At 65.6% G+C, this 25,507-nt stretch carries 25 protein-coding genes; 16 read left to right on the forward strand and 9 right to left on the reverse strand.

Annotated elements, in window-relative coordinates; all coding sequences use genetic code 11:
* Positions 1–134: 134 nt before the first annotated feature.
* From ftsE to GVM20_RS15115, 4 genes are read left to right on the forward strand one after another with little or no spacing between them, the layout of a single operon-like run.
* Positions 135–875 carry a cell division ATP-binding protein FtsE gene (ftsE, locus tag GVM20_RS15100; RefSeq protein WP_166548017.1) on the forward strand — a complete coding sequence of 247 codons (741 nt, stop codon included), beginning with the start codon at positions 135–137 and terminating at the stop codon, positions 873–875.
* Complete coding sequence (locus GVM20_RS15105) at positions 872–1,819, forward strand: cell division protein FtsX (RefSeq protein ID WP_166548018.1); 948 nt, start codon at positions 872–874, stop codon at positions 1,817–1,819. Before ftsE ends, GVM20_RS15105 begins: the two co-directional genes overlap by 4 nt.
* A gap of 10 nt (positions 1,820–1,829) precedes the next feature.
* A complete protein-coding gene (locus GVM20_RS15110; protein ID WP_166548019.1) occupies positions 1,830–2,363 on the forward strand; it encodes a YdcF family protein in 534 nt (177 codons plus the stop codon).
* Positions 2,360–3,052, forward strand: a complete 693-nt coding sequence (locus GVM20_RS15115; RefSeq protein WP_234032050.1) for a lysophospholipid acyltransferase family protein — start codon at positions 2,360–2,362, stop codon at positions 3,050–3,052. The genes GVM20_RS15110 and GVM20_RS15115 overlap by 4 nt, the downstream gene beginning before the upstream one ends.
* A gap of 205 nt (positions 3,053–3,257) precedes the next feature.
* On the opposite strand, the gene GVM20_RS15120 is transcribed toward GVM20_RS15115, so the two are convergent.
* On the reverse strand, positions 3,258–4,442 hold the full coding sequence (locus GVM20_RS15120) for an acyltransferase family protein (RefSeq protein ID WP_234032051.1): 1,185 nt from the start codon (positions 4,440–4,442) through the stop codon (positions 3,258–3,260).
* Between the two features lie 163 nt (positions 4,443–4,605).
* On the opposite strand from GVM20_RS15120, the gene GVM20_RS15125 reads away from it, so the two are divergent.
* The gene (locus tag GVM20_RS15125) at positions 4,606–5,391 is read left to right on the forward strand and encodes a LytTR family DNA-binding domain-containing protein (protein ID WP_166548020.1); all 786 of its coding nucleotides are present in this window, start codon (positions 4,606–4,608) and stop codon (positions 5,389–5,391) included.
* Positions 5,392–5,512: 121 nt separating this feature from the next.
* On the opposite strand, the gene GVM20_RS15130 is transcribed toward GVM20_RS15125, so the two are convergent.
* Both GVM20_RS15130 and GVM20_RS15135 read right to left on the reverse strand, forming a co-directional pair.
* Positions 5,513–6,421: a prephenate/arogenate dehydrogenase family protein gene (locus tag GVM20_RS15130; RefSeq protein WP_166548021.1), complete on the reverse strand. Its 909-nt coding sequence runs from the start codon at positions 6,419–6,421 to the stop codon at positions 5,513–5,515.
* Positions 6,418–7,515, reverse strand: a complete 1,098-nt coding sequence (locus GVM20_RS15135; RefSeq protein ID WP_502706200.1) for a pyridoxal phosphate-dependent aminotransferase — start codon at positions 7,513–7,515, stop codon at positions 6,418–6,420. Before GVM20_RS15135 ends, GVM20_RS15130 begins: the two co-directional genes overlap by 4 nt.
* Positions 7,516–7,652: 137 nt before the next feature.
* Here GVM20_RS15135 and metX point away from each other — a divergent pair, with 137 nt between their 5' ends.
* Together metX and metW are read left to right on the forward strand one after the other, a co-directional pair.
* Positions 7,653–8,750, forward strand: coding sequence for a homoserine O-acetyltransferase MetX (gene metX, locus GVM20_RS15140; protein WP_166548023.1), 1,098 nt, complete (start codon positions 7,653–7,655; stop codon positions 8,748–8,750).
* Complete coding sequence (gene metW, locus GVM20_RS15145; protein WP_166548024.1) at positions 8,747–9,334, forward strand: methionine biosynthesis protein MetW; 588 nt, start codon at positions 8,747–8,749, stop codon at positions 9,332–9,334. The genes metX and metW overlap by 4 nt, the downstream gene beginning before the upstream one ends.
* On the opposite strand, the gene GVM20_RS15150 is transcribed toward metW, so the two are convergent.
* Positions 9,335–9,727 carry a VOC family protein gene (locus tag GVM20_RS15150; protein WP_166548025.1) on the reverse strand — a complete coding sequence of 131 codons (393 nt, stop codon included), beginning with the start codon at positions 9,725–9,727 and terminating at the stop codon, positions 9,335–9,337. It lies immediately after the preceding gene.
* Between the two features lie 122 nt (positions 9,728–9,849).
* On the opposite strand from GVM20_RS15150, the gene GVM20_RS15155 reads away from it, so the two are divergent.
* The 4 genes from GVM20_RS15155 (at position 9,850) to GVM20_RS15170 (ending at position 13,704) form a co-directional block, all read left to right on the forward strand.
* Entirely contained in the window at positions 9,850–10,221 is a 372-nt protein-coding gene (locus GVM20_RS15155; protein ID WP_234032052.1) for a hypothetical protein, read from the forward strand.
* Positions 10,222–10,288: 67 nt separating this feature from the next.
* Positions 10,289–10,957 carry a glutathione S-transferase family protein gene (locus tag GVM20_RS15160; protein WP_166548026.1) on the forward strand — a complete coding sequence of 223 codons (669 nt, stop codon included), beginning with the start codon at positions 10,289–10,291 and terminating at the stop codon, positions 10,955–10,957.
* 68 nt (positions 10,958–11,025) lie between these two features.
* On the forward strand, positions 11,026–11,436 hold the full coding sequence (msrB, locus tag GVM20_RS15165) for a peptide-methionine (R)-S-oxide reductase MsrB (RefSeq protein ID WP_166548027.1): 411 nt from the start codon (positions 11,026–11,028) through the stop codon (positions 11,434–11,436).
* 120 nt (positions 11,437–11,556) lie between these two features.
* Positions 11,557–13,704 (forward strand): transglycosylase domain-containing protein, encoded by a 2,148-nt coding sequence (locus GVM20_RS15170; RefSeq protein ID WP_166548028.1) that lies wholly within the window; start codon positions 11,557–11,559, stop codon positions 13,702–13,704.
* Positions 13,705–13,782: 78 nt separating this feature from the next.
* Here GVM20_RS15170 and GVM20_RS15175 read toward each other — a convergent pair whose 3' ends face one another.
* The 3 genes from GVM20_RS15175 to hflK form a co-directional block, all read right to left on the reverse strand.
* Positions 13,783–15,324, reverse strand: a complete 1,542-nt coding sequence (locus GVM20_RS15175) for a Do family serine endopeptidase (protein ID WP_353653173.1) — start codon at positions 15,322–15,324, stop codon at positions 13,783–13,785.
* A gap of 176 nt (positions 15,325–15,500) precedes the next feature.
* Entirely contained in the window at positions 15,501–16,346 is an 846-nt protein-coding gene (gene hflC / locus GVM20_RS15180) for a protease modulator HflC (protein ID WP_166548030.1), read from the reverse strand.
* 4 nt (positions 16,347–16,350) lie between these two features.
* Positions 16,351–17,451: a protease modulator HflK gene (gene hflK, locus GVM20_RS15185; RefSeq protein WP_166548031.1), complete on the reverse strand. Its 1,101-nt coding sequence runs from the start codon at positions 17,449–17,451 to the stop codon at positions 16,351–16,353.
* A gap of 132 nt (positions 17,452–17,583) precedes the next feature.
* On the opposite strand from hflK, the gene GVM20_RS15190 reads away from it, so the two are divergent.
* From GVM20_RS15190 to GVM20_RS15205, 4 genes are all read left to right on the forward strand, one after another.
* Complete coding sequence (locus tag GVM20_RS15190) at positions 17,584–18,591, forward strand: Mrp/NBP35 family ATP-binding protein (protein WP_166548032.1); 1,008 nt, start codon at positions 17,584–17,586, stop codon at positions 18,589–18,591.
* Positions 18,592–18,594: 3 nt separating this feature from the next.
* Positions 18,595–20,880 (forward strand): molybdopterin cofactor-binding domain-containing protein, encoded by a 2,286-nt coding sequence (locus tag GVM20_RS15195; protein ID WP_166548033.1) that lies wholly within the window; start codon positions 18,595–18,597, stop codon positions 20,878–20,880.
* A gap of 79 nt (positions 20,881–20,959) precedes the next feature.
* Positions 20,960–21,994 carry a ferrochelatase gene (gene hemH, locus GVM20_RS15200; RefSeq protein ID WP_166548034.1) on the forward strand — a complete coding sequence of 345 codons (1,035 nt, stop codon included), beginning with the start codon at positions 20,960–20,962 and terminating at the stop codon, positions 21,992–21,994.
* A gap of 66 nt (positions 21,995–22,060) precedes the next feature.
* Positions 22,061–23,476, forward strand: a complete 1,416-nt coding sequence (locus GVM20_RS15205; protein WP_166548035.1) for a cytochrome P450 — start codon at positions 22,061–22,063, stop codon at positions 23,474–23,476.
* A gap of 99 nt (positions 23,477–23,575) precedes the next feature.
* On the opposite strand, the gene GVM20_RS15210 is transcribed toward GVM20_RS15205, so the two are convergent.
* A complete protein-coding gene (locus GVM20_RS15210) occupies positions 23,576–23,737 on the reverse strand; it encodes a DUF1674 domain-containing protein (protein ID WP_166548036.1) in 162 nt (53 codons plus the stop codon).
* 54 nt (positions 23,738–23,791) lie between these two features.
* On the opposite strand from GVM20_RS15210, the gene GVM20_RS15215 reads away from it, so the two are divergent.
* Positions 23,792–25,045 (forward strand): RsmB/NOP family class I SAM-dependent RNA methyltransferase, encoded by a 1,254-nt coding sequence (locus GVM20_RS15215; protein ID WP_166548037.1) that lies wholly within the window; start codon positions 23,792–23,794, stop codon positions 25,043–25,045.
* On the opposite strand, the gene GVM20_RS15220 is transcribed toward GVM20_RS15215, so the two are convergent.
* The gene (locus GVM20_RS15220) at positions 25,042–25,440 is read right to left on the reverse strand and encodes a hypothetical protein (RefSeq protein ID WP_166548038.1); all 399 of its coding nucleotides are present in this window, start codon (positions 25,438–25,440) and stop codon (positions 25,042–25,044) included. The genes GVM20_RS15215 and GVM20_RS15220 overlap by 4 nt on opposite strands.
* Positions 25,441–25,507: the final 67 nt, after the last annotated feature.

Below are 25,507 nucleotides of genomic sequence, written 5' to 3' on the forward strand. Positions count from 1 at the left end.
GCACAAGACCAACTGCGGCAGAGCCCCCTATTTACTCTCTGTTTTCCACATTACGGGGCGTAAATCAGCCGATCGATGGCCTGCATTGCGATCTCCGGCTTCCCCCGTGCCTGCCCCCCTGATAGGTGCGCGACATGAATGATCGCCTCGCGGGACAAGTGAAATTCGACAATGTCGGCTTGCGCTACGGCACCGATCCCGAGGTGCTGAGCAATCTCAGCTTCACGCTCTATCCCGGAAGCTTCTACTTTCTCACCGGCGCGAGCGGCGCGGGGAAGACTTCGCTGCTGAAGCTGCTCTACTTGGCGCAGCGGCCATCGCGCGGGGCAATCCGCATGTTCGGGCAGGATCTGATCACCATGCCGCGCGAACGCCTGCCGGAGTTGCGGCGGCGGCTGGGGGTGGTGTTCCAGAACTTCCGGCTGGTCCCCTATCTCACCGCCTTCGACAATGTCGCGCTGCCGCTGCGGCTGGCGGGGACGGACGAGAAGAAGGTGGTCAAGTCGGTCGGCGACATGCTCGACTGGGTCGGCCTGTCGCACCGTGCCCATGCCGTGCCGCCAACCCTGTCGGGCGGGGAGCAGCAGCGTGTCGCCATCGCCCGCGCGGTGATCGTCCGGCCCAAGATGCTGATTGCCGACGAGCCCACCGGTAACGTCGACCCCGACATGGCGCTGAAGCTGCTGCGCTTGTTCGAATCCCTCAACAACCGCGTCGGCACGACCGTGGTGGTGGCGACCCACGATGTCCACCTGCTCAAGAAGGTGCCGGATTCGCTGATCATGCGGCTGCACAAGGGCCAGTTGTCCGACCCCACCGGCGCGCTGCGCTATCCGCCGCGCGCGGTCTCCCCGGGTGGAGGCGAGCCGGAGTGAGCACGCTTCCCCCGCTCGCCGCCGAGCCTGAGACCGAGGAGGTCAAACCCGCGCCCGTCCGCCCGCGCGGACGCGCCGCAGCGCGGCTGCTGCCCCCGACGCGGCTGACCGGGCCGATCCCCTGGGTCATCGCGATCCTGATCGCCCTCGTGGTGATCGCCGCGGCGGGCGGCCTTGCCCTGCGCAACCTTGCCACCAACGCGCGGGCCGATCTGTCCAGCGCGGTCAGCGTGCAGGTGATCGAGCCCAACCCCGATCTGCGGGCTGCGCGCGGCGCGGCGGCGGTCAAGGTGCTGACACGGATGGAGGGCGTGCAATCCGTACGGCTGGTGCCCGAAGCGGAGCTGGTCGCCTTGCTGGAGCCCTGGCTCGGCGAAGGGGCGACCAGCAATGACGTGCCGATCCCGGCGCTGATCGATGTCGAGCTGACCGGCAGTGCCAGCCGCGCGGACATCACCCGGATCGAGACCGCGCTCGCCGCCCAGGTCCCCGGTGCGCGGGTCGATGCGCAGGGCGATTTCCTGCGCCCGGTCTATGAGGCGCTGTCCGCCATGCAATATCTCGCGCTTGGCCTGATCGCTCTGGTCGCGCTGGCGACCGCAGCGGCGGTGTGGCTCGCGGCGCGCAACGCCTTTGCGGGCGCGCGCGACACGGTCGAGATCATGCACCTGCTCGGCGCCAGTGAGAAGCAGATGTCGGCGGTGTTCCTGCGCGATGTCCTGCGCGAGGCGGTGTTCGGCGCGCTGGCCGGCGCTGGCCTGGGCGTTGGCGCGGTCTGGCTGCTCGGCCAGCAATTCGCCGCGCTCGACAGCGGGATGGTCGGCAGCGGCGGGCTGGGGCTGACCGATTGGCTGGTGATCGCGATGATCCCGCTGATCGGGGTGCTGCTCGCATTGGTGACAGCACGGATCACCATTGCACTTGCCTTGCGCGACATGCTTTAGGCTCTGACCCATGATCCGGCGTCTCTTCTCCTTGATGTTCCTGGCGTGGGCGATCGGCTTCCTGTGGTTTGCCGTGGCCCTGCCCAAGCCCGTGGTCGGGTCCGTGACCACCGACGCGGTGATCGTCGTAACCGGCGGGCCCGGACGGATCGCGCGCGGGCTGGAGGTGCTGGACAAGGGGTTGGCCGACACAATGCTGGTCAGCGGTGTTGACCGCGAAGTGCGTCCGGGCGAATTTGCTGCCGAGTTCGGCGTCTCGCCGGCCGAGATGGCGTGCTGCGTCACCTTGGGCTTTGCGGCGGTCGATACCCGCAGCAACGCCGCCGAAACCGCCAAGTGGGTCGCGCAGAAAGAGGTCCGCTCGTTGCGGCTGGTGACGACCGATTGGCACATGCGCCGCGCCGCGGGGGAGCTTGACCGGACCCTGCCCGATCATGTCACCGTGATCCGCGATGCCGTGCCCTCGCAGCCTGATCTCGGCACGCTGTTCCTCGAATATCACAAGCTGATCGCGAGCCGTGCGGCGGGTCTGGCTGACCTTTGACCTGGTTGCTGGCGGCCCTGCGATCCTTGGTCTTTTATGTGCTGTTCTACGGGGTCAGCGCGGTGCTGGTTATCGCGTCGGTGGTGGCCGTGGTGGCGCAGCGCCGCTGGCTCGGCCCGATTGTGGAGCGCTGGGGGTATTGGCACCTGTGGTGCGTGCGCCATCTGCTCGGCATCGAGGTGGTGATGGACGGCGCCTTGCCCGATGGCCCGGTGCTGATCGCGATCAAGCATGAGAGCTTTTTCGAAGCGATCGACACCCCGCGCCTGTTCACGCTCCCGGCGGTGTTCGCCAAGCAGGAGCTGTTCGCGATCCCCGGCTGGGGCTATTCGGCGCGGACCTATGGGCTGATCCCGGTGGCGCGCGACAAAGGCGCCAAGACGCTGCGCGCCATGCTGGCACTGGCCAAGCAGCGCGTGGACGAGGGCCGCCCGCTGGTGATCTTTCCCGAAGGCACCCGCGTCGCCCACGGCACCCGCCCGCCTCTGCAAGCGGGCTTTGCGGGGCTGTACAAGCTGCTACGCCTGCCGGTGGTGCCCATCGCAGTGGATAGCGGCGCGGCCTATCACCGTCTGGTGAAGCGGCCCGGGCGGATCACCTACAAGGTCGGCGACACAATCCCGGCGGGCCTCCCGCGCGAAGAGGTCGAGGCGCGGGTGCACGCGGCGATCAATGCGCTGAACGGGTAGTGTCGGGCTGCGGCATGTCCGCTTTCGGGCGACGAGGGATGCTGCGTTGATGGCGGAAGGTGGGTGGAGAGCAGAATGGCGGCTTCTCAACAAATTGATTTAGATTCCGGACCCCTACGTCGGCTCTGCCAAGGTAAGATGATTCCTCCGCCAGCGTTGAATTTCCAGCGGATCGACGTGCCGCTCTCGACCAGCCGACCGTCAACTAGTTGCGTTGGACTTTCGTGATCCAGTCTGACGGCTGCGCCGCAACAGGGGATGGCTTCAGTCCGAGCAGCGGCCGCATCCAGTTCACCCGACGCGCGACCTCGTAAGTCAGCGCGCAGCCGAGGATAGTCGTCAACAGAATGACGCCGAAAGCGAGTTCAGGCTGCGCGCCGACTTGCTTAAGCCAGAAGCCTGCGGCGACGATGATTGTCTGATGCGCGATGTAATAGGGGAAGATTGCCTCGGTCAGGTATCGCCGCACCGGGCCATCGTGATGCAGGCGGGTCTGAGCAAAGCCTAGCAGTCCGATGATTGCGCTCCACGCCAGCACGGAGCGGGCACATGCCCGGGCGATATCCCACACAGGCGTTGCGTCGCTCAGGCGATGCACCGTGAACAGCGCGACACAGGCGATTGCAGCAAGGCTGAGCAGCTCGCGCCAATAGCGAAGAATGGTCGTCCAGGCCGCTTGCGAGCCCGCCAGCGCCACGCCGAAGAAGAAGGCGAATCCATAGATCGCATGGGCATAGGGATCATCGACCAGCGCATGAGTCTCGCCGAACACCGGATGCAATTCCAGCCGAGCGAACGTCAGCCATACGATTGGGAGCGCCACAAGGCGCCAGCCGGAAAGCAACGCGTCGAAACCGTCCTGCAGTCGCGCTCGCATCGTGGTTGGGAGTGCAGCTAGCACGGCCAGCATCAGCGAATAGGCCCACAGATAGGCGACGAACCACAGGTGGTTCCACGTCGGCAGAGGCGTGCCGCGGGTGCCGCCGAACTCGAAGTAATCGTTGAGCCAGAAATGCACGAAACCTGCATCATAAGTTCCGCGGTCGCGCAGCTCGAACCATGGCTGTGGGGCAACAAACAGGATCATTCCTGCCAACAAGGGCACCGCAAGGCGCACCGAACGGCTGACGGCAAAACCCTGTGGCGCAGCCAGCTTGATCAAGAGCGCGCGCGACACCACGCCCGAGATCACGAACAGCAGCATCAGCCGCCATGGGCTGACCGCCATCATCGGCCAAACCGCCCATTCGACCGGAGCGGCGGCTTTGACGTGCCAGCCCCAAGGCACAAAGAACATGCCGATATGATAGAGGATGAGCAGCGCAAAGGCGCCTATCCTGAGCCAATCGAGGCCGTATTGCCGGCCATTCATCACCGTCGTGGGTTGCATGTCGCGTCTCCATCGCATCTAATCTGCGAGCAGATGTGCCTCCCTGACCGCGCTGTCGCGGCTTGGGTGATGGGCGGCGGAACCGGTGGGACGGAATGCGGGGCGGGTTGTGACGAGTGGCGGCGATCGAGGGCTGAGCGGTGAGCGGCACAATCCCGGCTTCTTGCGCGATCCCCGCGCGATTGCCGCACTGGTATTCACCGGATTCGGATTGCTCTACATGGTGGTCAATGCTGCCAGCCTGATCGACCAGCGCCGCGCGCTCGGGCAGCCAATTGCGCCGTGGCAGGCGTGGGTGCTCGAAGGCACCAGCTTTACAGCTTGGCTCGCGCTGCTGCCGGTGGTGCTGATATTCGCGTCCCGGCTCGCATCGCGTCCGCTGCCTCAGGCTGCGCTCGGCCATGCAGCGGGCTGCCTTGCGGTTTCTTTGGCGCACACCGCACTGATGGCGGGATTGCGGATCGCATCCTTCGCGCTGGCAGGCGAGGACTATGCACCGACTGAACCTTGGTCCGACCGTCTGCTGTTCGAGGCGCGGAAGGACATCATTACCTATATCTCGATCCTTGCGGTGTTCCTGTTGGCTCGGCAGCTGGCGGTTCCCGCCATATCGTCAAAAACATCCCCATCCGATGCGACGGCGTTGGTCGAGGTGCGCGACGGCAGCCGAGTTGTAATGCTACGTGTCGAGGAGATTGACTGGGTGAGTGCGGCTGGAAATTATGTCGAGCTACACGGAAATTTTGGTAGCGAACTGTCTCGGCGGACGATGGCGGATATGGAATCGGAGCTGACACCCCATGGCTTCGTTCGCATCCATCGTTCGCGCCTTGTGCGGCGGACAGCAATCGCAATCACGGAAACGCGGCAAAGCGGGGACTTCGACATTACCTTGCGTTCAGGCACGGTGATTAGCGGCAGCCGCCGGTTCCGACAGAACCTCGCCTAGCCGGCACGGAAGGCTTGAGCATTTACTTTAGGCGTAACGCTGCTGCGTGTCCTGTGACCGATTTGGGGTCGCTCCCCGAACGGCAGGTTTGTTCCGCAGAGCAGCAAATGCCGCCGTCCCGTCACGCCCCGTGTTCGCGTCCGAAGTCGGGCCGCTCGTCGTCCTGGCCTTGCTCGATCACCTGCCGCCGGATCGCGCGGGTGCGGGTGAAGAGGTCGAACAGCGCGTCGCCGTCGGCGGAGCGGATCGCGCGCTGCATGGCGGTGAGGTCTTCGGTGAAGCGGCCCAGCATCTCCAGCACCGCGCCCTTGTTGCTGAGGAACACGTCGCGCCACATGACGGGGTCGGACGCGGCGATGCGGGTGAAGTCGCGGAAGCCCCCGGCGGAGTACTTGATCACCTCGCTCTGGGTCACGTCCTCCAGATCGCTGGCGGTGCCGACGATGGTGTAGGCGATGAGGTGCGGGATGTGGCTGGTCACGGCGAGCACCAGATCGTGGTGCGCGGCGTCCATCAGCTCGACCTTGGAGCCGAGCGCAGTCCAGAATGCGCTGAGCGCCTCCAACTGCGTCGGATCGCAGCCTTCGGGCGGCGTGATGATGCACCACCGGCCTGCGAACAGCGTGGCGAACCCGGCATCCGGCCCGCTCTGTTCGGTGCCCGCGACCGGGTGGGCGGGGATGATGCAGGCGCCCGGCAAAGCCTCGGCCAGCGCGGTGGCGACCGCTTCCTTGGACGAGCCGACATCGCTGATGATGGCGTGCGGCGCGAGGCCCGGCGCAATCGCCCGCGCCGCATCGCCCATCGCGCCGACGGGGACGCACAGGATCACGAGGTCAGCGGCGGCTACCGCGTCTTCGGCGGTCGCGCAAACGGTCTCCACCAGCCCGCGCTCCGCCGCGCGTGCGCGCACCGCGGGGTCACGGTCCCACCCAGTGGTGGCAATGGCGAGGCTGCGGGCCTTCACCGCCAACCCGATCGAACCGCCCAGCAGCCCAAGGCCGATAATGGCAACGCGGCGGATCGTCATGCCGCTTCCCCGCACAGAGCGCGCAAGGTGGCGATCACTCGGGTCATATCGTCCGACTTGCCGATGGTGATGCGCACCGCATTGGGCAGGCCCTGACCCGGCAGATGCCGCACGGCGTAACCCGCCTCGGACAAAGCTTCGACCGCATCAGCCGCGCTCACTTCGCCCTCGAAATGCACCAGCAGGAAGTTGGCCTCGCTGGGGGAGGCGGAGAGGCCGTGGTTGCCGAGCATCGCGATGGCGTCGGCCAGTCGTTGTCGCTCCGTTGCATTGTGGTCGCGGCTGCGTGCGACGAATTCCTGATCGCCCAGCGCGGCCAACGCCGCCTTCTGCCCGCTGACCGAGACGTTGAACGCGCCGCGCAGCCGGTTGACGAGATCGATCAGATGCGGCGCGCCGGTCACCCAGCCGACCCGCTCCGACGCCAAGCCATAGGCCTTGGAAAAGGTGCGGCTGACCAGCACGTTCTCGTGCGCGGCGGCGAGCGCGAAGGCGGCGTGTTGCAACCCCGGATCGACATATTCGCCGTAAGCCTCGTCCACCACCAGCAGCACGTCACTCGGCAGACCAGCGTGAAGGCGGGACACCTCCGAAGGCGGCAGGAAGCTGCCCACCGGGTTGTTCGGGTTGTCGAGCAGCACGACCTTGGTAGCGGACGTTACGGCGGCAAGCAGGTTGTCGACGCTCGCGGCGTAGCCCTCGGGATCGGCAAACACCGGGGTCGCGCCGATTTTCTGCGCCAGCAGCGGATAGAGCGAGAAGGAGTAGCGCGAAGCCAGCACCTCGTCCCCCGGACCGGCCAGCGCCTGCACCGCGCAATGCAGCAGCTCGCCCGAGCCTGTGCCGCACACGATCCGGTCGGGATCGAGGCCGTGCACCTCGGCGATCTTCTCGCGTAGCGCGCGGGCGTCGGGATCGGGATAGTCGGCCGCCACATGCCCTTCGGCCAAAGCCGCCAGCGCCGCCGGGCTGGAGCCGAGCGGGTTCTCATTGGCCGAAAGCTTGGTGAGCGGCTTCCCGCTCGCCGACTTGGACTTGCCCGGCACATAGGCGTGGATCTCGCTGATCCAGGGTTTGGGTTGGGGTCTTGCCATTGTCATCGTGATGCGCCGCTTGAAGAAAAGGCAGTGCTTCGACAAGCTCAGCACGAACGGATTATGGAAAAAATACCCCTTACCGCGTGGCTCACGCTTGTCGAAGGGCTGTTTTTCCGCTTTCGCAGCAATTCTGTATGAACGCCGCCCCGATATCTCAGGTCTATGCCATCCCCGAACCCCTGCCGCTCGACAGCGGGCAGGTGCTGGAGCGTGCAGAAATCGCTTACGAGACTTACGGTACGCTCGCGCCCGATGCTTCGAACGCGGTGCTGGTGTGCCATGCGCTGACGGGTGACCAATATCTCGCCAGCCCGCACCCTATCACCGGCAAGCCCGGCTGGTGGGAACGGATGGTCGGCCCGGGCAAGCCGATCGACACGGACCGGCACTTCGTGATCTGCGCCAATGTCATCGGCAGCTGCATGGGATCGAGCGGCCCGGCCAGTCTCGCCCCTGATGGCGAACCCTATGCGATGCGCTTTCCCGTCATCACCATCCGCGACATGGTGCGCGGATTGGTTGCGCTGCTTGACGGGCTGGGGATTGCCAAGCTGCACGCGGTGGTCGGCGGATCAATGGGCGGGATGCAGGCGCTGAGCCTCGCTGCCAATTGGCCCGAGCGCGCGGCGCGCGTGCTGGTGATTGCCTCCACGGCGCGGCACTCGGCGCAGAATATCGCCTTTCACGAGGTCGGCCGGCAGGCGATCATGGCCGATCCCGCCTGGGCCGAGGGCAATTACTACGCGAGCGACGCGAAGCCCGACAACGGCCTCGCCGTCGCGCGGATGGCGGCGCATATCACCTATCTGTCCGAAGCGGGCCTGACCGAGAAGTTCGGCCGCCGCTTGCAGGACCGCGAGGCCAAGGGCTTCGGCTTCGACGCCGAGTTCCAGGTCGAAAGCTACCTGCGCTATCAGGGCAGCGGCTTTACCCGCCGGTTCGATGCCAACAGCTATCTCTATATCACCCGCGCGATGGACTATTTTGACATCGCGGAAGAGCATGGCGGCAGACTTGCCAATGCCTTTGCCGGGACGCAGGCGCGGTTCTGCATTGTCAGTTTCGATACCGACTGGCTCTACCCCACCGCCGAAAGCCGCCACGTGGTCCACGCGCTGAATGCGGCGGGGGCGAAGGTCAGTTTCGTGGAACTCAGCGCGCCCAATGGGCATGACAGTTTCCTGCTGGAACATGATCAGCTTGACCGGGTGGTGAAGGGGTTCGTGGAATGACCTTGCGTCCCGACCTCGCTGCGATCGCCGCCCATGTCGCGCCGGGCAGCCGGGTGCTCGATATCGGCTGCGGCGATGGGGCTCTCATGGCCGAACTGGAGAGCGTCAGCGGCTGCGATGCGCGCGGGATGGAGCTGGACGGCGCACTGGTCGAACGCTGCGTTTCCCGCGGCCTCAGCGTGGTGCAGGGCGACGCGAACCTCGATCTGGCGAACTACCCCGACAAGGCGTTCGACTACGCGATCCTCAGCCAGACGCTTCAGACTGCGACTCGGCCCGACCTGATCCTTGATGAATTGCTGCGCGTCGGGCGGCGGGCGTTTGTCTCGTTCCCGAACTTCGCCCACTGGCGCACCCGCGCTGCACTGATGTTCGGCGGGCGGATGCCGGTCACCCGCGCGCTTCCGGTGAGCTGGTACGAGACCGAGAACATCCACCACGTCACGGTCGAAGATTTCCGCGATCTGGCGAGGATGAAGGGCGCGACCATCGAGCGCGCGTGGTTCTTCGCCAATGAAAAACAAATCGGCGCGCCAGCCGCTAACTGGCGCGCCGAATTCGCGGTATTCGAACTCAGTCGGTAATTAGCCCGCGCGGTGCAGCATGCACAGCTTGTGGCCGTCCAGATCGAGCACGTAGCCGAGGTTCATCGTGCCCATCGCGCCGGTGCGCGGGCCTGGGGGGTCTTCGATCGACTTGCCACCCGCAGCCACCGCCGCATCGTGGAACGCCTGCACCTGTTCAAGGCTGTCACAGGCAAAGCCGATGGTCGAGCCGTTGGCGCAGGCGGCGGGTTCGTTGTTGATCGGCTGGCTGATCGCGAAGATCCCGCCATTGTGGAACCAGAACGCGCGCTTGTGGCCGGTGGCCGCTTCGTTGATGTTGCCCGGACCGGCGCCGAGCGTGGCCAGCACGGCGTCATAGAACGCCTTGGCGCGGTCGAAGTCATTGGTGCCGACCATAATGTGACTGAACATGGAAATCCGTCTCCTCTCATAAGACCAGTTGCGGATTAGGACGGAATTCACCTGCCCGCAATCGGCATTTCCGGGCGGAATTCGGTAGCGCCGCGTTCATAATGCAGGGCATAGGATGCGCCATGCTCACCTCTCTTCTGGCCCCCCTGCTCTTGGCAGCACTGGCGCTGCAATCCGCCCCTGCGCTGGTCGCCCCCGAACCTGCGCCACTATCGCAGGAAAACCGCGCCCTGCTGCGCTGTGCGGCGGCCTTTGCGCTGGTGGCGCAAGGTCAGGTGGCGGGCGATCCGCAGGCCAAGGCCTGGCCTGATCTGTCCGAGCGGGGGCGGGAGTTCTTTGTCCGGTCGATGGCGCAGCTGATGGACGAAACCGGGCGCGACCGCGCGGGCATAGCAACGCTCGTCAATGCCGAAGCGCAGGCGCTGACCACCAGCGGCGACCTGCATAAGGTCATGCCATCGTGCCTGTTGATGCTGGAAGCCGCGCAGCTCTGAATACTCCCCCGTTACTCGTGTCGCGCGCTGGATTTGCCCTGCAAAATGCGGCAGAGCTTGGGGCCTTATGTGGCTCCTCTATCAATTCCCTCTGTGCCCCTTCAGCCGCAAGATTCGGCTGCTGCTGAGCGAAAAGAACGTGCCCTTCGATCTGGCGCGCGAGGATCCGTGGGCGGCGTCGGACATGTTCTTCAACCTCAACCCGGCCGGGCGCACGCCGGTGATCGTCAATGCCGAAAAGAACATCACCATCCCCGATAGCCGCGCGATTGCGGAGTATTTCGAGGAAACGGTTGATCGCAATCCGATGATCAACGGCACCGCGACCCAGCGCGCCGAAATCCGCCGGCTGGTCGCGCTGTTCGACGAGAATTTCTACGCCGATGTCACCGGGCCCTTGCTGTCCGAACGCATGAAGAAGCGCATCCTGCGCCAGCCGCCAGATAGCGGTGCGCTGCGCAATGCGATGAAGATGGCGCACGGGCATCTCGACTATCTCGACTGGCTGATCGACAACCGCCCGTGGGTGGCAGGGTCCACCATGAGCCTCGCCGATCTGGCGGCGGCAGCGCAGATTTCGGTGGCGGATTACCTTGGCGGGATTGACTGGGCGGGGCACGAACAATCGCGCGGCTGGTATGCGGTGTTCAAGAGCCGCCCGAGCTTCCGTCCATTGCTGACCGAGCGGATGGAGACGATCAAGCCGCCGCCGCACTACGCACTGCTGGACGGGTAACGGCATCCCTGACGCTTGCGAATTGCCCCTGCCGCGCCGATATTGCGCGTGAGCAGAGAGGATACTCCATGGACAACCCCGACCCCCGCAGGCTGACCGACGCCGAATGGCGCGAGAAGCTCGACCCGATGCAGTACCATGTGTTGCGCGAGGCCGGGACGGAACGCGCCTTCACTGGCGAATACGACAAGTTCTACGACGAGGGTGAATATCACTGCGCCGCCTGCGGGACGCAGCTGTTCTACTCGACCGCCAAGTATAACAGCGGTTGCGGCTGGCCCGCCTTCACCAAGCCCGCTGATGACGAGGTGATCGAAGAACACCGCGATGTCAGTTACGGCATGGTCCGCACCGAAGTGCGCTGCGGCACATGCGGCGGACATCTCGGCCATGTGTTCCCCGATGGTCCCCCCGAACAAGGGGGCTTGCGCTACTGCATCAATTCGGCTGCGCTGATCTTCACTCCGGCTGAAGGCTGAGGCAATCCGCCGTTGATGGGGGAGAGCACGGTAAACCCGGGTTCACCCCCGGTTACAACTTGCCTATGCATGGGCGCGCGTCCCACGTGTCAGCGGTGGGGATCAGATTAGGCGCAAGCAATGTCGAAACGGGGTGAGCGGTTGCAGAACAAGGGCGGACGCGGAACGCGCCGGGCAGCGACGGAACGATCGGCTGCGCCCGACGGCGATGGCGGCGCGCCGCGCTCGCGCTGGAAGCTGTGGCTGAAGCGGCTGTTCCTGTGGGGCGTCGGGCTGGCGGTGCTGGGCCTCATCTTCCTCGCCTTCGCAGTCGGCTTTGCCGCGCAATCCCTGCCGAGTTACAGCACCTTGCAGGCGACCCAGCCGGGCCAGACCATCGTCATCCGCGCGCGCGACGGGCGCGAATTGGTCGAGATCGGGCCGAGCTTCGGCGAATGGCTCAAGTATGACGACATCCCCGAAAACATGACCAACGCGATGGTCGCGGTGGAGGACAAGCGCTTCCGTTCGCACTTCGGGGTCGATCCGGTCCGCTTGACGGGCGCGCTGATCGAGGGGGTTACCGGCTCGCGCTCACGGCTCGGCGGCACATCGACCATCACGCAGCAGCTCGCGCGCAACCTGTTCCTCAACAACAACCGCTCGCTCGACCGCAAGGCGCGCGAGGCGGTGCTGGCGATGGCGCTGGAATGGAAGTTCTCGAAGGAAGAGATCCTCGAACTGTACCTCAACAAGGTCTATTTCGGTGGCGGCGCTTATGGGATTGATTCTGCGAGCCGCAAATTCTTCAGCCACCCGGCCAACGACCTCAGTGTCGAGGAAGCAGCGATCATTGCCGGGCTGGTGAAGGCGCCCAGCCAGTATTCGCCGACCGCCGATGTCCAGGCCGCGGTTGACCGGGCCGAAGTGGTGCTCGAGCTGATGCGCGAACAGGGCTACATCACCGCTGACCAGGCCCAGGTCGATGTCAGCGCGGTACAGCTCAAGGAGCAGGCCGGGCAGAATTCGGTGCGCTATTTCACCGATTGGGTGCTGCCGCAGCTCGATATCATCCTGCCCGAAACCTACGAGCCGATTGAGGTGTGGACCACGCTCGACATCGGGATGCAGCGCGCTGCCACCGCTTCGATTGAGGCCAACACGCCCAAGGGCGCACAGGGCGCGCTGGTCAGCCTTGATAGGGACGGTGCGATCCTCGCGCTGGTGGGCGGCACGGATTACGTCGCGAGCAATTTCAACCGTGCCACCACCGCGATGCGCCAGCCGGGCTCGGCGTGGAAGCTGTTCGTCTATCTCGCCGCGCTGGAGGCAGGCTACAAGCCGGAGGACAAGGTCAACGACACCCCGGTGACGATTGACGGGTGGAGCCCGCGCAATTCCAACGGCCGCAATGTCGGTGAGACGGATCTGCGCACCGCCTTTGCCTATTCGATCAACACCGTCGCCGCCCAGCTTGGCAATGAAGTCGGCTTCGGCACGGTCGCGTCGATGGCGCGGCGTTTCGGCGTCAATTCCAAGGTCGACACCAACCCGTCTATGGTGCTTGGCGCGTCCGAGATGCGGGTGATCGAGATGACGCAGGCCTTCGCAGGGATCGCGGCCAAGGGCGTGGCGGTCGAACCCTATGGCATCACCAAGGTAACCGGCGCGAGCGGCGAGGTGCTTTATCGCCGCGAAGCATCGTCTGGATCGCCGGTTGTGCCGGATTACGTGGTCGCCGGGATCACCGATCTGCTGCAAGCCGCCGTGCAGACCGGCACGGGCCGCGCCGCACAGATCGGGCGGCCGGTCGCGGGCAAGACCGGCACCACGTCCTCGAACAAGGACGGCTGGTTCATCGGCTTTTCCAGCGGCATCACCACCGGCGTGTGGATGGGCCGCGACGATGCGAAGGCCGTCCCCGGCCTGCAAGGCGGGCGCGCGCCGGCGCAGGCCTTTGCCGCTTATATGCGGTATGCCGTCAAGAGCCGCCCGGTTGAGGAATTCGACGTTACGCTCGAACTGCCGGAATGGCAGCTGGAGCCGGATGCCGAAGCGATGTTCGGTGAGCCTGATGATTATTACTACATCGACGAGCAGGGCAATATGATCCAGCCGGGCCGCGATGAGTTCGGCCCCGAGGACGAGCGCGGGCCGGATGCACCGCCTGCCGCCAGTCAGGACTTCCTTGAGGAAGCCACGGGCGGGGCCCTGCCGCAGCAGAGCCAGCGACCCCAGCGCGAACCCCGCCGGCCGCCGCCGCAGCCCGCGATCAAGCCGGGCGAATAAGGGACTGCGCATGAAAAAAGGCGCCGGGATCTGCTCCCGGCGCCTTTTTCGTTGGGCGCTATGGCGTGCTGGTGCCGATCAGCGGATCCGCACGGCCACGAAGGCGGGCGGCTGCGTGCGGCGCTGGATGCGCAGCAGGAGGGCCTCACGCTTTTCGGTGGTTGCGGCAGTGATCTGCGCCAGCAATTCCTCGACCGTGGCGGTCGGCTGGTAATTGGCCGAGAGGATGATGTCGCCGCGACGCAGACCCTTGCGCGCCGCATCCGAGTTGGGATCGACCGCAGCGATCACCACGCCCTTTGTATCGGCCGGCACGCCCAGCGAGCGGGCGATAGCCGCCGTCATCGGGGTGACCTGCATACCGAGCTTCTGTTCGATGGTGCTGTCCGAGGTGCCCGGCGCCATCGGCTCTTCCGCGTCGGGATCGAAGGTCTGGCCCTGTTGCAGCAACTCTGCTTCGGGCGGGCGCTTGCCGAGCGTGACGCTGAGCGCAAGACGCTCGCCGCTGCGCAGCAGTTCGACCGGCACCTTGGCACCCGGCTGGAGGTTGGCGACGAGGAAGGACACGGTCTGATCCGCGGTCACATCCTTGCCGTTGACCTTGGTCACGACATCGCCGGGCCTCAGCCCTGCGCGCGCGGCCGGACTATCGTCCTGCACGGTCTGCACAAGCTCACCACGGCGCTTGGGCAGGCCGAGCGAGGCGGCAAAGTCCTCGTCAATCGGCGCAAGGCCGACGCCGAGATAGCCACGCTCGATCTCGCGGCCCTCGCGCAGCTTCTCGACGATCGGCGCGGCGATTTCGGCGGGGATCGCAAAGCCGATCCCGACGCTGCCGCCCGAAGGCGAGAAGATCGCGTTGTTGATGCCGATCACATTGCCGCGCATGTCAAACAGCGGGCCGCCCGAATTGCCGCGGTTGATGCTGGCATCGGTCTGGAGGAATCGGTCATAGGGACCGCCCTGGCCGGTGTTGCGATACACCGCCGAGATGATCCCGCTCGTGACCGTGCCGCCAAGGCCGAAGGGGTTGCCGATTGCGACCACCCAGTCACCCACGCGCGCCGCGCTCGAGTCCCCGAAGCGCACGAAGGGGAAGGTGCGGTTGGCGCGGATCTTGAGCACCGCGAGGTCCGAGGCCGCATCCGCGCCGACCAGATCGGCTTCGTATTCGGTGCCATCGGGCAGGGTGATGGTGATCGATTCCAGCTTGGCGCGGGTATCGGGCGGCGAGATCACGTGGTTGTTGGTAACCACATAGCCATCGGCCGAGATGATGAAGCCCGAACCCAGCGACTGTGCCTCGCGCGTTTGCGGCTGACCGCCGCCTTCACCGCCGCCGCGGCGGTTGAACAATTCGGCAAAGGGTGTCCCTGCGAAGGGATTGTTCGCGACCTCGACCCGCTGGCGCGTGGCGATGTTGACCACGGCGGGCTGCAACTGCGCCGTCAGATCGGCGAAGCTGGCCGGAGCGCCGGCGACCGGTACGACGCGGTCCATCACGGCATCATCGTTCTGCGCCACCTGCGCGCCCAATGGCGAGCCGGTGATCAGCGAAATGGTAGCGCCGCCCACCAGCAACGCGCTCGTCAGTCCGTATACATAGCGCACTTTGTTCACGTCCTCATGGTCCTTATTCTTGGCAGGAATGCGCAGGGGTACCGCAGCGTTCCTCAAAGCCGTTGTCGGGGCCGACCACATGGGCCGGTTTCGCGCCCCAAATGCCCTTTTCCGGGCTGAACGCTGATTGAACACCTGCGACGTTCAGCGCCGCTTGTAGGCGCTTGGTCGATTGCTTAGCGGTCACCCTTGAACTGGCGGAAATATTCGCTGTCCTCCGACAGCACCATCGTGCTTTGCCCCTCACCTTGCAGGAAGGTTTTGCGGTAGCTCTGCATGGCCCGGTAGAAGTCGTAGAACTTCGGGTCTTTTCCATAGGCATCGGCATAGATGCGCGCCGCTTCAGCCGAGGCTTCGGCCTGGATGATCTGCGCATCGCGTTGGCCGGCGGCACGAATGGTCGTCGCCTCTTCCTCGCGATCGGTCTGCATCCGGGTAAAGGCGGCATCGAGCGGGCGACCTTCGGGAAGGTCAGCCGCCTTGATCCGCACGTCGAGCACCTGCGCCCCATAATTGCGCGCCTGCTTGTCGAGCGTGGCGGTGATGTTGGTCATCGCTGTCCCGCGCTCGGCATTGATCAGCGCCGAGAACGGCCGACGACCCAGCTCCTGCCGCAGCACCGAGGTGAGGATCGGCAGCAATTGGGATTCAAGCTGGGTTTCAGAACCGGCGCTTTTGACCAGCTTGACCGGATCGATGATGCGGTAGCGTGCATAGGCATCGACTTGCAGACGCTGCTGATCGTTGGAGAGCACTTGCGTGCGCTCCATGTCGAGATCGAGCACCCGGCGATCGATCATCCGGACTTCTTCGATAAAGGGAATGCGCAGCTGCAACCCCGCCCCGGTCTGGCCGTAGGGCACATCGGGACGGAACTGGTTGAAGGTTCGCACCGGCTTACCGGCCTGCACCACCACGCCCTGATGGGTTTCGGGCACGATCACCACGCTGGAGAGCAGGGCCACGGCGACCACAATCGCACCAATGACGAACGGCTTGTAGGTCTGAAACAGGTTGGTCATGTCCTTACTCCCCCTGCGGCGGCGGCGGAGGCGTTTGCGCACGGCGCTTCAGCTCGGGCAGCGGCAGGTACGGCGTCACATTGCCGCCTTCGACGATGGTCTTGTCGGTCTTGGACAGGATCTGCTCCATGGTCTCGTAATAGAGGCGGCGACGCGTCACTTCGGGCGCGAGCTTGTATTCCTCGTAAATGTCGTTGAATTCGCTGGCGTCACCCTGCGCGCGGGCGAGAGTTTGCTGCGCCACCGCGCGCGAACGGTTGATCGCGGCGTCGGCATCCTGCTGCGCGGACGAGACGTCCTTGAACGCCTCTTCGACACGGCTCGGCGGATCGACTTTGTTGATTTCGATGCCCTGCACCTTGATCCCGGAGCGATAGGCATCGAGCCGCGCCTGCATGGCGGCGCTCACGTCCTGTTCGATCTCGGCGCGGCCGGCACCGGTCAGCACGCTATCGAGCTTCTGCCGCGCCACAGCCGCGCGCATCGCGGCCTCGCCGATTTCCAGCAAGGCGTTGCGCGGATCGTTGAGCTGATACTTGTAAAGCGCCAGATCGGAGATGTTCCAGCGGATCAGGTAGCTTAGATCGACGAGGTTCTGGTCGCCGGTCAGGATCAGCTTTTCGGTCTTCGTGCCGGGCACTTCCTCAAGCCGGACCTGCGTCACGTTTTCCTTTTCGACCATGTGGATCGGCCAGGGTGCGGTGAAGCCGGTGGATTCAAGCGTGTGCGAATACTTGCCGCCCAGCCAGGTCACGACCGCCTGTTCGCCGGGCTGGATGAAGTGGAAACTCGTCACACCGGCCCACACCAGCGCAATCCCACCGATGATCACAGGCGCCCAGCTCTTGCCATTGTGACGCTCAGGCAAGCGGAAGGTCGGGCCGCCGCCACCACCGCCGCCTGCACGGCGCGGGCCTTCGGGGCCACGGCTCTTGAAGATGTCCTCGATGCTGGCGGAACGCCGCTTGCCGGGTTCACCGCCGCCGGGCAGCCACGGGTTGCGCGGGCCGCCGCCGCCACCTGCATCGCCATCGCCTGCGGGCCCATCCCCGCCGGGTTCGTCACCGCTTCCGCCGCCGCCCCAGGGGTTGTTTTTGCCAGCCATGGCGAAGCCTTTTAGGCCAGCGCCAAGTCGTTCTCTCCAGCCGTCTAATCTTTGCATAAGGTGTTTATAGGCACGCGTTCTGGCGAAAAACAGGGGTTCGCTGCGTGAATTTGGTGGTAGAGGCGTGCCGAAATGGACAAGTCACCCCAAGAACCCCGCCAGCCCGCTGCCGAAGAAGCGCTGATCCGCGCCGCCTTGACCCCGGAAATCAACCATCGGCTGCGCTCCGCCCGCATCGTTGTACGCCGTGCAGTGATCGTTGCCGAGGCCGGTGACCTGTCCGATTCCGCCCGCGCCGAACTCGAAACGGCCATCACCGCCGCGCTCCTTCCTCTGACGGAAATCGACGAAGTGCGGATCGCGCTGACCGGTGAGCGGCGGCGGCGGCGGTTGATTGCCGTGGGATCGGGCAAGGGCGGGGTCGGCAAGTCGACCTTGACCACCAATCTCGCGGTCGCACTCGCGCGGATGGGCCGCAAGGTCGGCGTGATCGACGGCGACATTTACGGTCCTTCCCAGCCTAAGCTGCTCAAGACCGAAGGCATCAAGCCCGGCGCGACCTCCGATGGCGCGCAGCTGGTGGCAATCGACAGCCCCTATAACGTCAAGGTGCTGTCGATGGGTCACATCGTCGCGCCTGGCAAGGCGCTCGCATGGCGCGGGCCGATGACCGGCAAGGCGCTCACCCAACTGGTCGATGCCGATTGGGGCGATACCGATCTGCTCCTGATCGACCTGCCGCCCGGCACCGGCGATGTGCAGCTTTCGATGCTGTCGGCCCACCGTCCGGATGGCGCGGTGCTGGTGTCCACCCCGCAGGATCTCGCGCTGATCGACGCGGCGCGCGCGGGACAATTGTTCGAGCAGGGCGACGTGCCGATCATCGGGCTGGTCGAGAACATGGCAGGCTATTGCTGCCCCGAATGCGGCCATATCAGCGACCCGTTCGGTTCGGGCGGGGTCGAGAAATTCGCCACCGCACTCGAAATCCCGTTCCTTGGCCGCGTGCCGCTGACCCTCGCCACCCGGATTGCCGGCGACAAGGGAGAGCCTCCCGCCGCGGGCGATGACGAGACCGCCGCGCCGTTCCGCGCCATTGCGGAAAAGCTGGGGCGCTGGCTCGATACCGGGACGGTCTGACGGATGGAGCTGACGCGGCGCGGATTGCTGGCAGGGGCAGCGGCGGGCGGCGGTCTGATTGTCGCCTGGTGGCTGATGCCCCGCAATTACGCGACCCCGCTGGTGGCAGCCAAGGGCGAGCATGTGTTCGGCGCCTGGCTCAAGATCGCTTCCGACGGTGTGGTGACCGTCGCCGTGCCGCAGCTCGAGATGGGACAGGGCATCACCACGTTGCTGCCGCAGATTGTCGCCTACGAACTGGGCGCCGACTGGCGGCAGATCGCGGTCGAGCCAGCGCCGGTTTCGGGTGCCTATGCCAATATCCCGCTGGCGACCAAGTGGATGGCGCTGTGGGACCCCTTCGGCGCCGGCCTGTCCGGTAGCACCGATGCGCTGATCGCGGCGCGCTTTGCCGGGTCGCAGCGCTTCAACGCGACCGCCGACGGCACCTCGCTCGCTGCCTATGAACAGCCCTGCCGCGAAGCCGCCGCCGCCGCGCGTGCGATGCTGGCGCAAGAGGCCGCTTCGCGCTGGGGTGTCGCGTGGGAGGAATGCGAGGTCGAAGGCGGCTTCGTGACCCACACTGACAAGCGCGCCAGCTTTGGCGAACTGGCCGAGGCTGCGGCGGACTACACCCCGCCCGACCTCCCGCCGCTGCGTCCCGAGCCTCCGCGAGAAAAGCCGCTGCCCGCCGATGTCGACGGCGCACCCGCTTTCCCGCGGATCGATCTGCCCTCCAAGGTTGATGGTTCCTACCGCTTCGCCGGAGACGTGCGCCTGCCGGGGATGGTGTTCGCCTCGATCCGCCACGGGCCGGTCGACGGGTCGGAACTGACCGGGTTCAACCCCAACGGAGCCGCCGGGATCAAAGGGCTGGCCGGGATCGTCGAAAGCAAGCGCTGGCTCGCGGTTGCGGCCGACACGTGGTGGAGCGCCGATCAGGCGCTCGCCGCAATGAAGCCCAAATTCGCCAACCCCACCCCGGTCAACAGCAACGAGATCGCCACGAAGCTCGATGCGGCGCTGACCGGCGGCGAGGCCCATACCATCGCCGAGACCGGCTATGGCGGCGAAGCGCTCCAGCGGGTCGATATTGGGCGCCGCTACGAGGTCGAGCCTGCCTATGCCGCTCCGGTCGAAACCGCGACCGCTGCGGCGCGCTATGCCGATGGGCGGCTCGATCTGTGGATTGCGTCGCAAGCGCCCGAACAGGCGCGCATCGCTGCCGCCCGCGCGATCGGCATTTCGACCGAGGACGTGGCCCTTTACCCCATGCCCGCCGGGGGCAGCTTCGATGCGCGGCTGGAACATGACCACGCCATCGAGATCGCGCTGATCGCCAAGGAACTGGGTCGTCCGGTGCAATTGACCTGGCCGCGCCGGGACGAACTGATCCGGGCCCGCCCGCGCGCGCCCGCCTGGTTGCTGCTCGGCGCGCAGCTGGCCAAGGGCGGGGCCAGCGGGGAAGGCGGCGCGATTGACGCGATGCGCATTCGCATCGCCACGCCGCCCGCCGCGCGCGAATTCGGCAAGCGTCTATTCGGCAATCTCACCAGCATGGCCGCGATCCGAGAAACTAGCGGCGAACCCGATCCGCTCGCCTGCGAAGGCGCGGTGCCGCCCTATCAGCTCCCGGCGCTGCTGGTGGAGCACGTCCCGGTCGAGATCGGGCTGCCGGTCGGCCGGGTGCGCGGTAATTCCTACGGGCCGACAGTGTTCGCCATCGAAAGCTTCATCGACGAGATCGCCGCCAAGGCCGGGCGTGAGCCGCTGTCGTTCCGCATGTCGATGCTGGGGAGCGATGTCCGGCTGGCCGCCTGCTTGCAGCGCGCGGCGCAGCTGGCCGGATGGGATGGCGGCGCGGACCAGAGCGGGCAGGGTCTCGCCTGCGCCCGGATTGGCGAAGGGCCGGAAGCCGGGCGCATCGCTTGCGTTGCCACCGCGCGTCAGGGCGAAGGCGGCGTGCGGGTGATCCGGCTCTCGGTCGCGGCCGACATTGGCCGGATCGTAAATCACGACATCGCCAAGCAGCAGATCGAGGGCGGGCTGGTGTTCGGCATGGGCATCGCGCTCGGCAATGCGCTGCGGCTGCGCGGCGGCCTGCCCGAAGGCGGCGATGATTCCGGGCTCGGCCTGCCGGTGCTCGCCGATTGCCCGGAGATGCGGATCGAGTTTATCGCCAGCGAAGCCCCGCCCGCCGACCCCGGAGAGCTGGGCACGGTGGTCGCCCCGCCTGCGATTGCCAATGCGCTGTTTTCGGCTACAGGGTTGCGCCTGAGACGCCTGCCCCTACTTTCGGACGGCATATGACCCGCACAATTTTGCCACACCGAGTCCGGGCGATGGACTTTGCCCGGAAACGAAACGCCTGCCGACCGTTAGGCGGGCTATGACTTGGCAGACCCAGCGCCTTCCGGGCGACCATCCTCCCGCCAAGAGCGGCCAGATCGGCGTATTGCTGATCAACCTCGGCACGCCCGACGGGCCTGATCCGGAGTCGGTGAAGAAGTACCTCAAGCAATTTCTGTCCGATACGCGGGTGGTGGAGATTCCGCCGATCGCCTGGCAGCTGATTCTGCGCGGGATCATCTTGAACACCCGGCCTCAGAAGAGCGCGAAGGCCTATGCCAAGATCTGGACGGATCGTGGATCGCCGCTGGCCGACATCACCTCGCGCCAGGCCGAAGCGATGGTCGGTCGGTTTGGTGACAAGGTCGTGGTCGATTGGGCGATGCGGTACGGCAACCCGTCGATCGAGAGCCGCTTGACCGCCTTGATGGCCGACGGCTGCGACCGCATACTGATCGCGCCGATGTATCCGCAATACTGCGCCGCGACGACCGCGACCGTGTTCGACGAGGTCGCGCGTGTGCTCAAGAAGATGCGCTGGCAGCCGGCGCTGCGCTTCGTGCCGCCCTATCATGACGAGCCGACCTTCCTCGCCGCACTGGCGGACGACCTGACCCGGCAGGTGCGCGCGCTGACCTTCAAGCCTGAAGTGATGCTGCTCAGTTTCCACGGGATGCCGCAGCAAACGCTGGAAAAGGGCGATCCCTATTATTGCCACTGCTCCAAGACCGCGCGCCTGCTGCGCGAAGAATTGGCGACGCGGCCTGAATTTGAAGGCGTCCGGTTTGAAACCACCTTCCAGTCGCGCTTCGGCCCGGCCGCGTGGCTTGAGCCTTCCACCGATGCGACGCTGATGGCGGAAGGCGACAAGGGCACCAAGCGACTGGTGGTTGCGGCTCCCGGCTTTGCGGCGGACTGCGTGGAAACGCTGGAGGAACTCGCGCTGGAAGGGCGCGACGAATTCATGGAGCACGGGGGCAAGGAATACGCCGTGCTCGATTGCCTCAACACCTCGGATGATGGCCTCGCGATGATCGACGCGATGCTGCGGCGCGAGCTTTCCGGCTGGATTTGACCGCGCGGAGTATTTACATCAGAGTCAGTTGCGAATCCGAACCTTCACCGGAGCATCAAGACCCTCATGGCTACCCTTGCCGAAGCCCCGCAGTCCCCTGACACCGCGCCCGCAAATGCGCCCCGCCACTGGAGCGAGCTGCGCCTGACCGAGGCCGACCTCGCGCATATCCCCGGTGAGGCGGGCTGGCCGGTGGTCGGCAACACCTTCACCATGCTTGCCAACCCGCACGCCTTTGCCGAGCGGATGATCAAGACCCATGGCAAGGTCTATCGCAACCGCGCCTTTGGCGGCTGGCAGGTCGCGCTGATCGGCGCCGAGGCGAACGAGCTGCTGTTGTTCAACAAGGACAAGATTTTCTCCAGCGAACAGGGCTGGGGGCCGGTGCTCGATCAGCTGTTCCCGCGCGGGTTGATGCTGATGGATTTCGACCATCACCGGATCGACCGCCGCGCGCTCTCGATCGCGTTCAAGCCGGAACCGATGCGGCACTATTCGGGCGCGCTGAACCGCGGGATCGCCCGCGAAGTCGCCGGCTGGGCTGGGCCGAAGGAGTTCTATCCCGCGATCAAGAAGCTCACGCTCGATCTGGCGGCGGACAGCTTCATCGGCCTCCCTTGGGGGCCGGAAGCCGACAGGATCAACGAGGCTTTCGTCGACATGGTGCAGGCCTCTGTCGCCCCGGTGCGCAAGCCGCTGCCCTTCACCAAGATGAAGAAGGGCGTCGATGGCCGCGCCTTCCTCGTCGACTACTTCACCCGCGAGACGCTGCGCCGCCGTGCGGAAGGCGGCGGGCAGGACATGTTCAGCCAATTCGCCACCGCCACGCGCGAGGACGGGAGCCTGCTCCCGGTCGACGAAGTGGTCGATCACATGAACTTCCTGATGATGGCCGCGCACGACACCATCACCTCCTCGGCGACCTCGCTGATCTATCACCTCGCCACCAACCCGGTGTGGCAGGAGAAGCTGCGCGAAGAGATCATGGCGGTCACCGGCGGGCCGGATGGCGACGGCAACCCGCGTCCGCTCGACTATGATGATCTGGCGAAACTCGACCTGACAGAGATGGCGTTCAAGGAATCGCTGCGGATGATCCCCCCGGTGCCGTCCATGCCGCGCCGGGCGCTGCGCGAATTCGAATATGGCGGCTACCGCATTCCGGCGGGCGCGATGGTCGGGATCAACATCTACTGGACCCACCATTCCGAGGAATATTGGGAGAACCCCTTCGCCTTCGATCCGCTGCGATTCACGCCGGAGCAGGTCAAGGCGCGCCACAAGTACGCCTGGGTGCCGTTCGGCGGCGGGGCGCATATGTGCTTGGGCCTGCACTTCGCCTATATGCAGGTGAAGATCCTGCTCGCCCAACTGCTCCAGCGCTATCGCATCGAGGCCGCGCCGGGTTACAACCCCGAATGGCAGGACTGGCCGATCCCGCAGCCCAAGGACGGGTTGAAGGTGGAATTCAAGCCCCTGTGATCTGGCGATGATGTTCCACGTGAAACATCATCGCGCCTGATACGAAAGCGCATCCGCCTCGTTACGACGTGACAACGGCGTGGCTACGCGGTGCGCTGATCAGAAATCGACGGCGATCCCGTCGCCCCGCTCCCAGTCCCCGTATCGGGTCGGGGAGAGCTTTTCGTCGTTTGTGACCACCTTGGGCGCGGGCACCGGATCATTGGTCCAGTGGGCGGGCTTCTTGAAGGCCTTGGCGGCTTCGGACTTCTCTTTGGTCATGTGATGCAAATGCCCATGCTGGCACTTTGTTTCAAGGACGGTTAGGGGCGGGTCATGTCAGCCACCCCCGGACTTCCCGTGCGCCGCGCCGCGCTTCGCTTTCTTGATGCCGTGTTCCGGCGGGGCGAGACGCTCGAACAGGCGGAAGGCGGCGCGCTTGGCGATATCCGCAAGGCGCCCGACCGTGCGCTGGCAAAGGCGATTGCGGGCGAGACCTTGCGCTGGCTGACCGATCTCGATGCTTTGATCGACAGCGCGACCAAGCAGAACCTGCCCGATGATGCGAAGGCGCGGATGGTGCTGCGGATCATGCTGGCGCAAGCGTTGCGGCTCGACACCCCGCCCCACGCGGTGATCGCGACCGGGCTTCCGCTGCTGGCGGGCGGGCCGCGCAGACTGGCGCATGGCGTGTTCTCCGCGCTGGTGAAGCCCGGTGTGGGCGTGCTGCCCGAAGTTCCGAGTTTGCCCGAACGTGTCACCGAACGCTGGGGCGCAGAGAAGGCCGCTGCCATTGCCCCTGGCCTCGCCTTCCCGCCCGAGCTTGACCTCGCGCTCAAGGACGCGGCCGAGACCGAGACCCGCGCCGTCGCAATGGGCGGTGTGACGCTCGCCCCCGGCCATGTCCGCCTGCCGCGCGGTGCGGCGGTGGAGAGTCTTGCCGATTACAAGGCGGGCGACTGGTGGGTGCAGGATCTGGCCGCTTCGATCCCCGCGCGCCTGCTCGGGCCGGGCGAGGGCAAGAACGCGCTTGATCTCTGTGCGGCGCCCGGCGGCAAGACGATGCAACTGGCAGCAGCAGGGTGGAAGGTCACCGCGCTCGACAGTTCCAAGCGGCGGCTCGAACTGCTGAAAGACAACCTCAAGCGCACGGGCCTCAAAGCCTCGCCCGTGCGGGCTGACGCGCTGACGTGGGAGCCGAAGCACCGCTTCGACGCGATCCTGATCGACGCGCCCTGCACCGCGACCGGCACCTGCCGCCGTCACCCCGATGTCCTGCACCGCATCGGCAAGGGGCAGATCGCCGAAATGGTCGAACTGCAACGCGCACTGGCCAGCAAGGCGGCCGAATGGCTGAACCCTGGCGGCGCGCTGGTCTATGCGGTGTGCTCGCTGGAGGCCGAGGAGGGCGAGGAACAGGCGGCGTGGATCGACGCCGAACTCGGCCTTGCGCCGATGCCGATTACGCCGGGGGAACTCCCGGCAGGCCTCGCCCCCACCAACGAGGGTTGGCTGCGCACCCATCCGGGGATGCTGCCGGATGAGGGCGGACTCGACGGGTTTTTTGTAGGGCGGTGGGTGAGAGTCTAGCCGGCTGGCTTCGGATCAAGATAGGACGCGCTGTCGAGCGCGATCAGATAATCGACACGCGTCAGTTTGCCGTCACTGAAGGTATAGGCCACCAGCTTGTGCGGGCGATCGGGATGCCAGACGATGTCCTTGGCCAGCGGAAGCCAGAATTCTTCGACAACAATACGGTTCTGCCGATCGCGCCAGAACTTTTCGCGCAGCATCTGGAAACGTTCGACCCGCCCGCTGGCCAGTCCCTCGCGCCACGCAAGCCACGCTGTGCGGTTGTTGAACATCGGCTCGCCTTCGTTAGTGACGACCAGATCTTCAGCGATCATCACCTTCAGCGCGTCAGAATGCTCACCCGGCATGATTTGCGGCAAGGCCTCGAAGAAGGTCTGTTCGGCCGCCACCACGCCGGGTGGCGGCCGAACAGACCTTCTTCGAGGCCTTGCCGCAAATCATGCCGGGTGAGCATTCTGA

The sequence above is a fragment of the Porphyrobacter sp. SLTP genome (assembly GCF_009905735.1).
In the GTDB taxonomy this organism is placed as follows: Bacteria; Pseudomonadota; Alphaproteobacteria; order Sphingomonadales; family Sphingomonadaceae; genus Erythrobacter.